Genomic DNA, 15681 nt, shown 5'->3' with positions numbered 1-15681 from the left:
TTCCTTAGCTACGCGCAATGCGTGGATCGAGCAGGGTCTGAATGACGTCTACGATCATGTTGAGGACAACGAAAAACATCGCAAGCACAAGAATCGTCCCTTGCAACAAGGGGAGATCACGTTGAAAAATTGCGGCATTTAACAGGAATCCTGTGCCTGGCCAGGAAAATACGGTTTCGATCAGAATGGAGCCACCCAGCAAATAACCGAGCTGCAAGCCCATGACGGCCAAGGCAGTCGGTGCGGAGTTCTTGACCACGTGCATAAAAATACCCACATTGGTCATGCCTTTGGCGCGCAATCCGACGATGAATTCCTGAGCCAGGATATCTGCCACCAGCGCACGAACTGTGCGGGCGATGATACCCATCGGAATCACACTCATGGTGACAGCCGGTAAGATCAGATGCTTGACGTGTTCCCAGTTCCAAATCCAGTCTGCTGAGCCACCTGGGCCAGCGCCTCCGGGTGGAAGCATCATGAGGGTTGAGCTGAAAATGATGACCATCACCATGCCCAGCCAGTAATGGGGGACGCTGACGCCTAGCACTGAAGTCAGTGAAGCAGCCTTATCAATCCAGGAGTTCTGAAAGTAGCCAGCAACAAAGCCAAACAAGCTGCCAAAAATAAAGCCAATAATAGTTGCAAAGACCGCTAGGCGCAGTGTGTTGCCAACTGCTTTGATGACCTCTTCCGTGACGGGACGATTGGTCGCAATCGAGGTGCCAAGATCACCTTGGACAGCGCGTGCAACCCAATGAAAAAATTGTTCCGGATAAGAGCGATTGAAACCGTATAGCTCCATCAGTTGATCTCGCAAATCCTGCGAGGCATCTGGAGGCAAAATCGCCATGAGCGGATCGCCGGGGGCCAAGTGAACGAGTGAGAAACAGACGAGTGCTACGCCAACCATGATTGGGAGGGTGTAAATCAGACGCCTCAGTAAAAAGCTCAGCATTAGAGGAGGTCTCAGAAAAAGGGTTGTCAGTCGAAACAGAGGCTTCAATACGCACAAAAAAAAACTCGTCACATCCAAGAGATGTGACGAGTGTGGACTACTTTACTGAACGTTCATCGTTGCAATGTCAATAAACCAGTTTTGTGGCTGAACGACATCTTTGACTTTCTTGCTCATCGCGCGTGGACCTGCGTCATGGGCGATCCAGACGAAAGGTACATCGTTGACGATCTGAGTGTGAAGGTTGGCAAGCGCCACATCACGCTCTTTTGCATCAAAGGTTGTGCGTGCTTTTGATACGAGTGCTTCCACTTCTGGGTTGTTGTAGTAACCCCAGTTGTTTGACACAGGTGGGAAGGTACCTTTGCTGCTGAAGCGCACCATGCCAAAGAATGGATCCATTGCTGAGAAGCTAACGTTAGTGGCATTCGCACCGTTCGCCGAAGGATCCTTGGCACCTTTACGCCAGTTTGTAAACAAGGTGTTCCACTCAATGACGTCGAATTCAACGTTAAAGAAACACTTTTTGAGTGACTCTTGGACGAATTCGTTCATTGGCAGTGGTTGCATCTGACCAGAGCCCGAAGCTGAAATCTGCACTTTTACTTTCAAAGGCTTAGCAGCTGAAAAACCTGCATCCGCCATCAGCTTTTGTGCAGCTTTTGGATCGTATTTCACGTCAAAGGAAGGCTTACCAAACCAGGGGTGATCAGGCGCCATGGTGCCTTTTGGAATACCCATGATGCCACCTAGCAAGGTTTTCAGGCCTTCGCGGTCTACACAGAGATTGGCTGCTTGACGCACGCGCTTGTCCAACCAAGGTGAGCCTTCGGCAAATGACAGCTGCCAAGGCCAGACGTGTGGCTGTGGGTTGCTGTAGATTGTGAAGCCACGCTGTTTGATTTGTGGCATAGCATCAGGTGCGGGAGCTTCGATCCAGTCGACTTGACCTGAAAGCAAGGCTGCAGTGCGTGCGTTGGCTTCAGGAATCGGCAACAAAACGACACGATCAATCTTAGGGACACGCTTTGGGTCCCAATAGTCTTTGTTTGCGACCATTTCGAGACGCTCACGCGGAACAAAACGCGCCATCTTGAATGGACCACTGCCTGATGCGTCCGCAGCAAAGGCTGCCCACGCTTGCTTGGCGCGCTCTGCAGAATTGGTCACTGAAGCTGGCACGGCGGCAAGCTTTTTGTTCCATTGCGCGGGCGATGCGATAAACAGGTTAGTCAGGTTGATGGGCAGAAACGCATCGGGTTCGCTGGTGGTCAACTCGACAGTCAGATCATCAATTTTTTTCGCGCTGCGCAATGTTGGCATGCGCGAAGCGGTCACACCCACTTGGGATGCGTCAAATTGAGGGGCGTCTTTATCCAACACCTTTTGAACGTTCCAGACGATCGAGTCTGCATTGACCGGAGATCCATCGTGAAACTTAATGCCTGGACGTAATTTGAAGACCCATTTTTTCTTGTCATTGGCATCAACTTCCCAAGAAGTTGCCAAGCCAGGAATCACTGCGCTCGGTACGTCTGCTTTGGAAAGGTCCCACTGCGTGAGTGAGTCGTACATCGGGATACCCGTGAAACGATTGCCCTCAAAGCCCTGATCAGGCTGACCCAGTGTGCGTGGAATATCAGCAGCCGTCATGCCAATGCGCAGCACTTTTTCTTGTGCAGAGACACTCGCAGCTGCACCCAAGGCGAGGGCGGCGGATAAAACGGTCAGGCCCAGTGGCTTGCCTACCAGTCGGGAAATCAACGCGTGTTGTTTCATGGAATCTCCAGTAATTCGGTTGTAAAAATATAGCTAACAGGTTTTGCTGCAAATCTGATACTTTAAGACCGGTCTTTGTTGTCTACCTCCAGCTCAATTGAGCCAACGTGACCGATGTATGACCAGTGGTACGTTTCACGTATTGAGATACGTTTTTTTATAAAAGCAAAAATCGTGCCACCTTTCGCATGAGATATTTTCTACATTTTGCGAAAAACAGTGATGATTTATTTAGTTCTCTTTAATATTGCTGAGTGCCGATGCTCCATACTGGTGTCTCATGTTCATTTTGGGGCATTTTTGTCCAGTTTGGTGCAAGCGATTTGTTTCAATAGTAACCAAGGTAAACCAATAAGACACGATGAAACTACTTCTCATAAACCCTAATACGTCCTCAGCAATGACTGCTGCGATTGCGCAAGGTGCGCAGGCTGTTGCCAGTCCTAATACTGAGATTATTGCAACGCAACCAAGCTTCGGTCCTTTGTCGATTGAAGGGCACTATGACGAGGCATTCGCGGCCGCAGGTGTGGCGGAACAAGTCAAATTAGCCTCCGCCTGGGGGCCAGATGCCGTGGTGCTTGCCTGCTTTGGCGATCCGGGCCTTGAGGCTGCGCGTGAGGCAACGTCTGCTCCTGTGCTGGGAATCGCAGAGGCAGCGTTTCATGCCGCCAGCATGCTTGCAACCGGTTTTTCAGTGGTCACGACGATGACGCGTACATGCATCATTGCAGAGCGCTTGGTGCAGCGTTATGGTTTTGAGCATCAGTGTCGAGGTGTGCATGGCACTGACATTGCCGTACTGGATCTAGAAGATGGTGGCGAAGAAATCATCAGTCAAATCGAACATGCCGCACGCGAGGCGCTGAGCCGAGACCGAAGCGGTGCCATTGTGCTTGGGTGCGCTGGGATGACCACTCTTTGCCATACGTTGACGCAACGACTGGGTGTGCCTGTGATTGATGGTGTGGCTGTGGCGGTCAAGTTTGCAGAGGCTCTCAGTGCTTTGGGTCTCGGAACAAGCAAACATGGTGACTATGCAACACCACTCCCCAAGGTTTATACGGGCTGGGCCGCGCCGCTTGGCTGGCCTAAAGGCCGTTGATGCACTTCACAAGCTAGAGCGCGGCTTGCTGACGCGAATTCAGTCGCTTTTTGCGATTCATCTTGTTGCGATCCTGTTTGGTGCAACGGGGATTTTTGGTGCCCTCATTCTGGCCGATGCATGGATGATCACTTGGGGGCGAGCAGTGTTTGCAGTGCTCACCCTAGTATCCTTTAGCCGTCTTTTTGCGGCGATAGGGCGTCAGCATCATCACGATGACGTCTCTTGGCGCTTACATTGGCTAGCCTTCGTGCTGAGCGGGGGCATGCTTGCTTTGCATTGGGTGACATTTTTTCATTCAGTCAAACTCGGTGGCATTGCCGTGGCAACCCTAGGATTTGCGAGCTTTCCGGCTTTCATCACATTAATAGAAGCATTCTTCCTTCGTGAAAAGGTTGGCTGGGCCGAATGGCTTCGGTTGTTACTCGTCAGCATCGGCCTCGTGTTGATTACCCCCTCATTTAAGTGGGCGGATCAAGGCACGGAGGGACTTCTTTGGGGCATATTGTCTGGCGCTGCTTTTGGTGTCTTGGCTGTGATTAATCGGCGAAAGCTCAGCCGCGTCAATGCTTTCCAAGTGGCGGGTATTCAAAATGGTCTTGTTTTTTTACTCTTGTTGCCTTTGATACTACCCACCCTAAAAACAGTGGGTATGCGTGACTGGCTATTGATTGCTGCTCTGGGCATTGTTTGCACGGGCCTTGCTCATTGGTTGTTCGTTTCTAGCCTGAGGCAATTGCCGGCTAGAACGGCGGGACTCGTTGTTGCATCCGAGCCCCTTTACGCCATACTGTTTGCCTGGATATTGTTTAGTCAAGTGCCTACCGGCAGAATGCTGGTGGGGGCAGCGGTCATGATGGCTGCAATTTTTAGCGCAAGTTTTGCTGTTCATCAGAAGAACACCGAATTGATCAGCTGAAGTTATGATGTAGGGATGAATTCAAATCTTCCATCAAACACTATGAAAGCAGAGAGTCCAACGCTACAACCTCGACATTTGACGCGGTCAATGGTCAGTTGTGTGGTGCCTGCGTATAACGAACACGACAACTTGGGTCTGTTGTTGCCCAGATTACAGGCTGTTTTGACGCAGACCGGTGCCGATTGGGAAATCATCGTGGTCGATGACGGGAGTCGCGATGCCACGGCGATGCTGATGTCAGCCTGGACACAAAACCCAGGTTTTCGCTACGTTCAGCTTTCACGCAACTTTGGCAAAGAGCCTGCTATTACTGCGGGGATCGAGGCTGCGGCCGGAGATGCTGTGCTGATTTTGGATGCGGATCTACAGCATCCGCCTGAGTTGCTGCCCAAGATGCTAAGTCGTTGGCAAGCAGGCGTCGACATGGTGTATGCCGTACGCGAAAACCGAGATGACGAAAGTGTGGGCAAGCGTCTCGGCACCAAGTTGTTTTATTCACTTCTTAAAAGTTCACGCGGTGTTGAAGTGCCTCCGCACGCGGGAGACTTCAGGCTGATGGACCGCTCAGTTGTCGATGCTTTGTTGCGTTTGCCGGAGCGCAACCGCTTCATGAAGGGTCTTTACGCTTGGGTGGGTTTCAATACAGAGGCCATCCAGTATGTGCCAGATGCGCGGTTGCACGGTGAGTCGAGGTTTAACGGATTGACTTTACTGCGCCTGGCACTTGCGGGCTTGATGTCATTTACAACCTGGCCGTTGCGTTTGGTGAGTCTGCTTGGCTTCATGGTGTCGATCTGTTCATTTGTCTATGGACTTTTTATCGTGATCGAGTACCTTCTTTATAAAAACCCAGTCGACGGCTGGCCGACAATTGTCACCGTTCTGCTCTTCTTTTCTGGCATTAATCTCATGTCGCTTGGCGTCGTGGGAGAATACATCGCCGGAATTTTTGACGAGGTCAAAGGTCGGCCTCTTTATATTGTTCGACAGGCAGTCGGACAAGCGTTTAAAAATACAAAATCTTGAGGCTTGCGCCAATGAGCCCAACCATTCGTCCTTTTGTTGTGTGTGCCGATGACTTTGGTATCGAGCCGGGAGTTGATCAGGCCATTGTCGCACTGGCTCGCGCAGGACGCTTGAGTGCGACAGGTTGTTTGGTCACGGCGCAACGTTTTCCTGAGGCGGCTCCCCAACTATTAACCCTGCCAATCGATGTGGGTCTGCATCTGAATTTCACCGAGTTTTTGGGCTTGCCAGGATTTTATGTGCCTCTTGGACGTCTGCTTGCGCTTTCTTACACGCGTCGGATTTCTCGCGCCGATGTACGAAAGCACATTAACAACCAACTCGATTTATTTGAGCAGCACGTTAAACGTGTACCAGATTTTGTCGATGGGCACCTACACGTCCATCAGTTTCCTGTTATTCGCCAAGAGCTTCTTGACGCACTGACTAAACGTTATGCGGGACGCTTACCTTGGTTGCGAGATACTAAACCGACATCCATGTCTTCGGTGCTGCCGTTTATGCAGCGTTTTAAAGCGCATGTCATCAGCACGCTCGGTTCCGCTGAGTTGGTGCGTCTTGCCAAACAGTCTGGTGCGGTCGTCAACGATGGCTTTATGGGAGCTTACGATTTTTCTCGCCCGCATCCCGCATATTTGACGATGCTGGGGGAGTGGTTAAAACACGCCCGTGCCAATAGCGTGCTGATGACACATCCTGCGCAGTATGCTTCTGACAAACTCGCTTTTGGAAAAGATCGTATTGAGGAGTATCGAGTATTAAGCAGCGCTGAGTTTTCAGCGCTTCTCGAGGAGAATCACTTGGTGGTATCGAGACTGGTGTCCTGAGCAGTGGACGGCGCGGTCAATAACTCTTCGCGTCCATAAAACTTGACGCCAAGCGCGATGCGATCTCGACCTTGCGAGCGACGATGCCGGTTTGTGTCTCGTAAAGAGTAAACACAACCACAATATTCTTGCTGGTAAAACTCTTCGCGCTTACTGATTTCGATCATACGTGCTGAGCCGCCATGCTTGCGCCAGTTATATGTCCAGTAAAGCATATTGTCATACCGGGCAGCAGCGCGTTCGCCTGAGCCGTTAATCTGATTCATATCTTTCCAGCGCGAAATGCCTAATGAGCTGGTGATCGTGTCGTACCCATGTTCGGCTGCATAGAGGGCCGTTCTTTCAAACCGCATATCAAAACACTGCGTACAACGCTCGCCGCGCTCGGGTTCGTTTTCTAGGCCTTTGATACGCTCAAACCAGTTATCCACATCGTAATCGGCATCGATAAAACCAATGCCATGTTTTTCAGCAAAACGGATATTCTCGTTTTTTCGAATTTCATACTCTTTGACGGGGTGGATATTTGGGTTGTAAAAGAAAATATCGTATTGAATCCCCGCGACGAGCATGGCCTCCATTACCTCGCCCGAGCAAGGTGCGCAGCAAGAGTGCAACAGGACCTTTGAGCGGCCTTCGGGTAGAGTCAAGGAGGGACGAAGAGCGTCTTTCACAGTGCAAGGTCGCATTTAAAGTGGAGAGCACTCATTTTAAACGCGAAACAATCCCGTATCAATCTGCCACGGTCCCCCGCCCAAAGACCGAGTCCCAGAGTTTTCGGACAGAAGCACGTTCAGCCTGAAGTTGATCCTGAGGAACGCGGGCTTTGTCTGCGCCTTGCAGACGTAACTGATGTTGAGCCCGACGCAGATTGCGATAGGCATCTCCACCTTGGCTTGCAAGCTCGGTAGGAATCAGTCCCGCTTCAGCGCTCAGACGCAGGAGTGCGATATTGCCCAAGTTGCCGAGTAAAGCAGGGTGATTGCGTGCCTCGGCTAACACAAGGTATTGCGTCACGAACTCTAGGTCAACCATTCCTCCAGCGTCATGCTTAATATCGAAGTCTTGAGTCGTATTAGGATGTCCAGCAGTCATTTTTTTACGCATCTGCCGAACTTCTTCAGCAAAAACGTCAGTCTCGCGCTCAAGGGTCAGCACCTCTTGCCGAATCTCCTCGAAACGTTGTCCGACGCTCGCGTCGCCCGCTGCAAAACGGGCTCGTGTAATCGCCTGATGCTCCCAGGGCCAAGCTTTGGTGAGTTGATACGCTTTAAATGCCTCTACCGAAACGGCAAGCAGACCGGCATCACCGTCTGGCCTTAATCTGAGATCAACTTCGTATAGCCTGCCAGAAGAAGTCATTGTCGATAGCCAGGAGGTCATGCGACGGCCAAGTTTTGTGTAAACCTCGGTCGCATCTTCGCGCGCGTCTTCATACAAATAGACGAGATCCAAATCGGAAGAGTAGCCAAGTTCTTTGCCACCCAGCCGACCATAGGCAATGATGGCCATCTTCATGGCTGGTAAAGCTCCTGAACTATCCGGTTTTGCGATGAGAGGCCAGACCCTGTGCAATGTTTCGTTCAGCAGCATATCGGCGAGCGCAGAGAGCTGATCCCCGAGTCTTTCAACGGTCAACACGCCCTCAAGATCTTGTGCGAGCAGTTGAAAGCTGATTTGACGCTGAATGTCGCGCATCATATTCATTTGTTGCTCAACATCGGCACTGCCATCAGGCAACACACAGGCATCAAGGTCTGCCCGCATCGCAGTTTGAACGCGGGAATAATCGACGGGCTCCATGAGTGCTCGCCAAGCAATTAAGCTGTCCAGCACGACAGGGTTTTGCGTGAGGTACTGCGCAGCCCATGGGCTTGAGGCCATCATGCGCGCAATGCGTGCGAGCGTCTCTGGATATTCGGCTAATAAAGCCACATAAGCACTCCGTTGCGAAATGGACTCAATCAAATCCAGCAACCGCAAGACAGTCAGCATCGGCTGTTTGGTTTGAAGTGCAGCATGAAGAGCAATCGGTAGCAGGGTATCGATTCGATTGCGACTGCTTGTTGAGAGCGCGCGGATACGATGTCCCTCAAGAAAACTGTCAATTCGTGCTGTGAGCGCACTAGCTTGATCACCGAATTTTGTAATGTTTTGTTCGAGTGCAGAGCCTTCGGCTGCCTGTGACGAAGATGAATGTTCCAACGAGTGAGCGCTTGGTGCGCTGTCCGTTGAGGCGCGGTCGTCTTCAAGACCTGCAATACGAAAAGCATTGCGAAATGTGTGTTCGACAAAGTCACGATGTTGTTTGAGTGTGTTCTCAAAATCTTCGTGTTTCATCCGCATCGCGGCAGCAAGCTCAGCCATTCTCTCAGGTGTTTGGGGCAAAAGGTGCGTTTGTGCATCTTCGGCATACTGAAGCGCGTGTTCAACCCTGCGTAAAAAACGATAGGCAAGCGCAAGCTTGTCCGCATTTTCTTCAGTGAGTATGCCCGCCCGTTTTTGTGCATCAAGTGCTGTCAACAGTCCTCTTTGTTGGAGTGCTGGCATTCGGCCGCCGCGAATGAGCTGAGAAAGTTGCACGACAAACTCAATTTCCCTAATGCCGCCATCTCCGAGCTTAATGTTGTGCGTGGACTCGACTCCCGGGCGTGTCAGCACTTTGCGTTGCCAGTCTTGTCGAATACGCTCACGTAACGCGCGTAATGCCGCTAACGCATCAAAGTCAAAATATTTACGATATACAAAGGGTAGTCGCAAGCTCTCCGCATGCTGCAGGCTGGCGGTAGAGTCACTCTGAGCAAAAGCTTTAGCCGGAATGACTCGTCCTTTTAGCCACGCGTAGCGTTCCCACTCCCGACCTTGAGTGAAAAGATATTGTTCAAAGGCATCGAGGCTCCAGGCGACCGGTCCGGAATCACCGTCAGGGCGCAAGCGCAAGTCTGTTCTAAAGACTTGTCCGTCCGCATCAGCCTCGGAAATGACTGGCATCATCTTTCGGGTGAGTTTGGCATAAAACTCATGATGGCTGATGGGTCTCGGGCCATCTGTTTCGCCTTCTTCGCCATACAGCATGACTAAATCGATATCCGAAGACACGTTGAGTTCGCAACCGCCGAGTTTGCCCATCCCAATAATGATCATTTCCTGAGGTAATCCCGTTGTGGGGTCCCTGGGGGTGCCATGAACGGGGAGCAAGTCTTGTATGACACTGCGGTAGGCTTGGCTGACACAAAGGTCTGCAAGTGCTGTCATGGCACCTACCACTTCCTCTAGGTCCGCCTGACCACCGAGGTCGCGCACCATAACAGTGAAAAAAGTACGTTTACGGAGTAAGCGAAGAACTTTTTTGCACTGAGGAATGTCCAACACAGCATGAGAAACCTCTTGACCCGCAAGCTCTTTAAACCACTCGTCAATGCGAGCTGCACTCACCGTTTGCTCTTGCGCTGTTTGTAACCATCGTGCGAATTCAGGATTAGCACTATTTAATCGGCGCAATACGCCTGACCAGGCCATTGCGTGGGTCAGATCTGATTCAGTCATGGGGAGGCGGATCGTCAAGTTAGAATAGGAAGTGTAGGTAAATGAGGTGCTTTAAGATTCAACGATACCTCAATGCAAGACCGAAGTCCTCACCTAGCAGTGAACTTTTATCCAGGTAGTTTTTTTAGAGGCTTGACCAAGTTTTGTTACTTTTTCAAAAAACGCTTCGTATCCTCATTATCGGGCTGCTTTTACTATATTTTGCGGCAGCCACCACAATGCTGGGCGTTCGCTATCTGGTGTTGCCCCATATCAATGAGTGGCGCCCAGAGATCGAGAGGCGTTTGTCAAATGCCTTGGGCGCACAGGTCACGATGGGTGAGATTGCAGCAAGCTGGTCGGGGCTCAACCCAAGCTTGGCGCTTGAAAATCTTAGGTTGCGGGACCGTGTCACCAATCACGAACTGTTGTATGTGCCCGATGCGTTTGCGGTCGTTTCTTGGCGTAGTCTATTCGCATTAGATATTCGACTGAGACAGCTTGAAATCAATGGTATTCATTTATCCGGTAGCCGTAGACCTGACGGTCGGATTGTGCTGGCAGGGAGTGTGCTAGACGAGCAAAGCGACGAAAAGCTAAAGTTTTCCACAGATACGCTTGCAGTGCGTTGGTTACTGAATCAAGGACAAATTGTTGTTCGTCATGCAACCTTCCTCTGGGATGACCAATTTAGGGGCGCACCAGAACTCGTGATTGAAGGGATTGATTTCAGCATATCGAACAGTCTCTTCCGTCATCAACTCCGTATCAGCGGCAGCTTACCTCCTGAGCTCGGCAGCACCCTTGAGCTCGTTGCGCGAACAGACAATCTCCTGAACCCACTTGCCTCGCATGAGCAAGGGGAAGCTGAAATCTTTATTGAAATCAACGATGCTCGCCCTAGCGCTTGGCAACCGTGGCTCGATGTTCCCAACATACAAGGTCGTTTTGCTTCACGGATGTGGATGACAATGTCCTCTGGACATTTTGGTCGGGCAGATATCGATTTGGCAGGGGCCAATGCTGTTTTCTCTGTCGACCAAGATGGCCCCACCAGCGTTCATGCTGACAAGCTTCAGATGCGCTTTAGTGGGTGGGTTGGTGATTTATTGCCTGAAAAAAAATGGTTGATATTTGATCGTAGTCCCAACCGCGTGGGCGCCTCTTTTTCTTTAACAAGTCAGGGCTTAGCACTCGACAGTAGCCTGTTTGAACCGCGTAAATTGTTTATTGGTAACGTGACGGCCAACACGCAGTTAAATCGCAACGAACACCAAAAGCTTCGTCTCAATGCGACACGCCTTGGTATCGAGTCAGATGCGCTGAATGCAGAGCTTCGCGGCTCCTGGACTCAGGGCCAAGAGTCCTCGCCGGGCGTGGTTGATATCGTTGGTACGATAGCAAACGCCGATCCAACTAAGCTTTATCAGTATGTCACAACCCAGGTTGGTGCTGAGTCCAGGGAGTGGTTGCGCCGCGCAATTCAAGGGGGGACCTTGAGTCAGCTTGAGCTCGCACTGCAGGGAGATTTGTTAAATTTTCCTTTTAATGCGCCGGGTAAAGAGGCGGGAATTTTTCGTATTGAGGGGCAACTCAACCAACTGGTTGTCGACTATGACTTTGTCGAACCTAATCAGCCACAGTGGCCTGCGTTGACGGTCGCGAATGGACGCATCGCGCTAAACAAGTTTGGACTCTCTGCGAAAAGCGATCAAGCGCAAATGACGGGGATGCATGGTCGACCGATTCAAATTTCTAGCTTTGAGCTCAGTGCGCCTGATCTAGAGTTAAATCCCAATATTTCAGTTCGACTGAATAGTTTCGGTTTGGCGCAGGATTATCTTGCCGTTTTAAACAGAACGCCTGTCGCGCACTCGTTAGGTCTAGACGTTGACACGTTTGAAATTAAAGGGCAAGCCTCCATGCCGTTGGCCGTTGATTTCGACCTCGATCAGCAACGCGCTGTGATGGTCAATGGTCAACTTAAATTGGCCGACGTGTCGGTGGCCCTGTCAAAAGACGGTGTCCCTGTCGAAAAAATTAATGGGCAGATCTCGTTTACAGATGAGGTGTTGACTGTCAATGCGCTTCGTGGAGAGGCTTTAGGCGGTCCCGTCAGCCTGACGGGTGAATGGGGGCCCGGCAAGCGCAGTTTGTCCGTGCAGGGAGATTTGACAACTATCGCAAGCGAAAAGCACCAAAAACTGAGTGCACTATTAGCGGTGACGGGTCGTACGAGCTATCAGGCCGATATCAAAGGCACAGAATCGGGTGGTTATGAGCTTGAAGTCAGATCAAATCTTGAGGGGCTCACTATTAAATTGCCCCCCCCCTTGGGCAAGTCTGCCAACCAGAAACGCCCACTTTCTGTGCGTTTGCAAAGCATCCGCGATAGCAAAGCTGACCGTAGCTCGCTGACCTTCTCATTCGCCAATCTCTTGAATGGTCGCTTTGAACATACTTCAAATGGTCGGGGTCAGCCCTATTTTTCACGTGGTGCTGTCATGATGGGTGGGCCCGCCGTACTGCCAGCTTCGGGCCTCGCAGTCAATCTCGGCTTTGATCGTGTCAACTGGGATGATTGGAGCGCGCTGACGGATCAATTGACTGCGCCCGCAAAACAAACTGCATCTTCTGCCACCTCGACACTTTTTCCTGAGGTCACTCAGTTAAGAGTGCGATCCCCGGAGTTTGTTTTTGCCGAGCTGACGTTGCATCAGTTGGATTTAATGCTCAGCAAAACATCGGCCCAGAAATGGTCCGCCCGTCTTGAGTCAAAAGAAACACAAGGTACCGCTTCGTGGACAACAGGCGCACGTGGGTTAGTCGGCCCCGTAGTCGCTAAGTTCTCTAAATTGTCGGTTGGTACAGAGGGCACTGCAGCAGGAGAGCCCCCAAAAACCGAAGTGATTGACGACAAGCAGTGGTCATCCATGCCAGCGATTGATCTGACCGTCGATGACTTTACCTTGTACGGTAGTCGTTTGGGTGCTTTGCGGCTTGTGGGCGAAAATACGGATAATGGTACTCGCTGGAATATCAATGCACTGGAAATCACCAACCCTCACGCCAAAATGACCGCCAAGGGGTCATGGCTTCTCAAGGGAGCCGAGCGTGGTGTTAGCCTGGATGGACAAGTCGACATTACCAATTTGGGTAAGCTCTCAGATCAGATGGGCTATGACAAGCGAGCTGCTGAAGGCTCCGGCACTATTACGGCAAAGATCAACTGGACGAATTTTCCTTGGGTCTTTACCTATGGTGGCTTAAGCGGGCAGGTGACAGTTGACCTCAAGGATGGCGTGTTTCAACACGTGAATTCTCGCAGTGCCCGACTACTTGAAGTACTGTCGCTACAGTCTCTGCAGAGAATTTTGAGCTTTAATTTTCGTACCGGAGATGAGTTTAAGGATGGCTTTCCGTGGAATAGTATCAGCGGCGACCTATCTTTGACCCGCGGTGTTGTCCATACAAAGGACCTCGTTGTACGTAGCCCGATTGCTCGCATTGCGCTGACAGGCGGATCGGATTTAACTCAAAAGGTTTGGGATATGGAGGCGGATGTACGTCCGATCCTGGATATGAGTGGTGCTGCCGTGGCGACAGCCTTTGTGGTGAATCCACTTGCAGGACTGAGCGCACTGGTGACGCAGTTTTTATTGAGAAACCCAATCGAGCGGGCTATGAGTGCGAAGTACGAGGTCAAAGGACCTTGGGATGAGCCCGAGCTCATCCCAATTGGCGTGCCTACACCCGTTCAGACCCAGGCTGATCCTGGGGGATAACTTTATTTTTTCATCATGTCAAAGAACTCAGAATTGTTCTTTGTAGAACGCATCTTGTCCATGATGAACTCCATTGCTGCCACTTCATCCATATCATGGATGAACTTCCGCAATACCCAGACCTTTTGAAGTAAGTCAGGCTTGATCAACAACTCTTCGCGACGAGTGCCTGACTTATTGAGATTGATTGCAGGGTAAACGCGTTTTTCAGCCAAGCGACGCTCAAGGTGAATTTCGGAGTTGCCTGTGCCCTTGAACTCTTCGTAAATCACTTCATCCATGCGGCTGCCTGTTTCGATCAGGGCTGTGCCGATGATGGTCAATGAGCCGCCTTCTTCAAGGTTGCGTGCTGCGCCAAAGAAGCGCTTTGGACGTTGCAGAGCGTTTGCATCGACACCGCCCGTCAACACTTTTCCTGAGGCAGGAACAACCGTGTTGTAAGCGCGAGCAAGGCGAGTGATCGAGTCCAACAAAATCACCACATCTTTTTTCATCTCAACCAAACGTTTCGCACGTTCAATCACCATTTCGGCGACCTGAACATGGCGCGTCGCTGGCTCATCGAATGTTGAGGCGACCACTTCTCCACGAACAGTACGCTGCATCTCGGTGACTTCTTCGGGACGCTCATCAACCAGCATCACGATCATGACCGCATCGGGATAGTTTGTCGTGATGGCGTGCGCAATATGCTGCATCATCACGGTCTTGCCTGACTTTGGGCTGGCTACGATCAAACCGCGTTGACCTTTGCCGATTGGCGCAAAAATATCCAGAATACGACCGGTCAGGTTTTCTTCGCTCCTGATATCACGCTCAAGTGTCATGACCTTGTCAGGATGGAGAGGGGTCAAGTTCTCAAACATAATCCGATGTTTGATCGCTTCTGGAGGGAAGCCATTGACCTTGTCAACCTTGACAAGAGCAAAGTAACGCTCTCCATCTTTGGGGGTACGAACTTCACCCTCAATGGAATCACCGGTATGCAAATTGAAGCGACGGATCTGCGAAGGAGAAATGTAGATGTCGTCCGTGCTGGCTAAGTAAGACGTGTCAGGCGAGCGCAAAAATCCAAAGCCATCTGGCAGGACTTCGAGTACGCCATCACCAAAGATTTGCTCGCCTTGTTTTGCACGCCGCTTCATGATTGCAAACATGAGTTCCTGTTTGCGTAAGCGGTTTGCGTTTTCGATTTCGAGGCCGGCGGCCATTTCGAGCAGCTGCGAAACGTGCTGCGCCTTCAGTTCATTGAGGTGCATTGATATTTATCTGGAAAAGTGACTTCACAAAAGAAGACGGGAATACATTAAGGGAGTGTTTAAGGCGCGCTAAGTAGAGTCGGTGGCGGGCCTCGGACGGGCCCGCGCGTGAAAACAAGTTAGATCGCGCTATTTAGGAATTCGGTCAACTGAGATTTGGACAGTGCGCCTACTTTCGTAGCAGCGACTTCGCCATTTTTGAACAACATCAGCGTTGGGATGCCACGGATACCAAACCTAGCGGCAGTTTCTTGGTTTTCATCAACATTGAGCTTGGCAACGGTGACTTTACCAGCAAACTCTGAGGCGACTTCCTCGAGCATCGGTGCAATCATCTTGCATGGACCACACCAGGCTGCCCAATAGTCAACCAAGACTGGCTGGGATGAATTCAATACGTCTACGTTAAAGCTGTCATCGCTCACGTTTTTAATGTGTTCACTCATGATTTTCTCTAGGGTAATTCAGTGAAGGGTCTGTACGACTGTCAGACAC

The 15681-nt window shown here is 50.9% G+C and carries 11 protein-coding genes; 5 read left to right on the top strand and 6 right to left on the bottom strand.

Going from position 1 to position 15681, the window contains the following annotated elements:
* Positions 1-4: 4 nt before the first annotated feature.
* Positions 5-958, bottom strand: a complete 954-nt coding sequence (locus tag WBJ47_RS13845; protein ID WP_424585334.1) for an ABC transporter permease — start codon at positions 956-958, stop codon at positions 5-7.
* A gap of 102 nt (positions 959-1060) precedes the next feature.
* Entirely contained in the window at positions 1061-2737 is a 1677-nt protein-coding gene (locus tag WBJ47_RS13840; RefSeq protein ID WP_422243229.1) for an ABC transporter substrate-binding protein, read from the bottom strand.
* Positions 2738-3098: 361 nt separating this feature from the next.
* On the opposite strand from WBJ47_RS13840, the gene WBJ47_RS13835 reads away from it, so the two are divergent.
* Genes WBJ47_RS13835 through WBJ47_RS13820 form a run of 4 tightly spaced genes read left to right on the top strand, consistent with a single transcriptional unit; the run spans position 3099 to position 6617 of the window.
* Complete coding sequence (locus WBJ47_RS13835; protein WP_422243228.1) at positions 3099-3842, top strand: aspartate/glutamate racemase family protein; 744 nt, start codon at positions 3099-3101, stop codon at positions 3840-3842.
* The gene (locus tag WBJ47_RS13830; RefSeq protein WP_424585333.1) at positions 3766-4761 is read left to right on the top strand and encodes a DMT family transporter; all 996 of its coding nucleotides are present in this window, start codon (positions 3766-3768) and stop codon (positions 4759-4761) included. The genes WBJ47_RS13835 and WBJ47_RS13830 overlap by 77 nt, the downstream gene beginning before the upstream one ends.
* 42 nt (positions 4762-4803) lie before the next feature.
* On the top strand, positions 4804-5790 hold the full coding sequence (locus WBJ47_RS13825) for a glycosyltransferase family 2 protein (protein WP_424585340.1): 987 nt from the start codon (positions 4804-4806) through the stop codon (positions 5788-5790).
* 11 nt (positions 5791-5801) lie between these two features.
* On the top strand, positions 5802-6617 hold the full coding sequence (locus tag WBJ47_RS13820) for a ChbG/HpnK family deacetylase (RefSeq protein WP_422243226.1): 816 nt from the start codon (positions 5802-5804) through the stop codon (positions 6615-6617).
* On the opposite strand, the gene WBJ47_RS13815 is transcribed toward WBJ47_RS13820, so the two are convergent.
* Both WBJ47_RS13815 and glnE read right to left on the bottom strand, forming a co-directional pair.
* Positions 6587-7306, bottom strand: a complete 720-nt coding sequence (locus tag WBJ47_RS13815; RefSeq protein WP_422243225.1) for an epoxyqueuosine reductase QueH — start codon at positions 7304-7306, stop codon at positions 6587-6589. The genes WBJ47_RS13820 and WBJ47_RS13815 overlap by 31 nt on opposite strands.
* A 43-nt stretch (positions 7307-7349) precedes the next feature.
* Positions 7350-10163, bottom strand: coding sequence for a bifunctional [glutamate--ammonia ligase]-adenylyl-L-tyrosine phosphorylase/[glutamate--ammonia-ligase] adenylyltransferase (gene glnE, locus WBJ47_RS13810; RefSeq protein WP_424585332.1), 2814 nt, complete (start codon positions 10161-10163; stop codon positions 7350-7352).
* Positions 10164-10381: 218 nt separating this feature from the next.
* On the opposite strand from glnE, the gene WBJ47_RS13805 reads away from it, so the two are divergent.
* Positions 10382-13927, top strand: coding sequence for a YhdP family protein (locus WBJ47_RS13805; RefSeq protein ID WP_424585331.1), 3546 nt, complete (start codon positions 10382-10384; stop codon positions 13925-13927).
* A gap of 2 nt (positions 13928-13929) precedes the next feature.
* On the opposite strand, the gene rho is transcribed toward WBJ47_RS13805, so the two are convergent.
* Both rho and trxA read right to left on the bottom strand, forming a co-directional pair.
* A complete protein-coding gene (gene rho / locus WBJ47_RS13800; RefSeq protein WP_422243390.1) occupies positions 13930-15186 on the bottom strand; it encodes a transcription termination factor Rho in 1257 nt (418 codons plus the stop codon).
* 119 nt (positions 15187-15305) lie between these two features.
* A complete protein-coding gene (gene trxA / locus WBJ47_RS13795; protein WP_422243389.1) occupies positions 15306-15632 on the bottom strand; it encodes a thioredoxin TrxA in 327 nt (108 codons plus the stop codon).
* Between the last annotated feature and the right edge of the window lie 49 nt (positions 15633-15681).

The organism is Zwartia sp., from assembly GCF_049655405.1.
Classification (GTDB): Bacteria; Pseudomonadota; Gammaproteobacteria; order Burkholderiales; family Burkholderiaceae_B; genus Zwartia.
The sequence above is the reverse complement of the archived record's forward strand: the minus strand, read 5'-3'. Positions and strand labels throughout refer to the sequence as shown.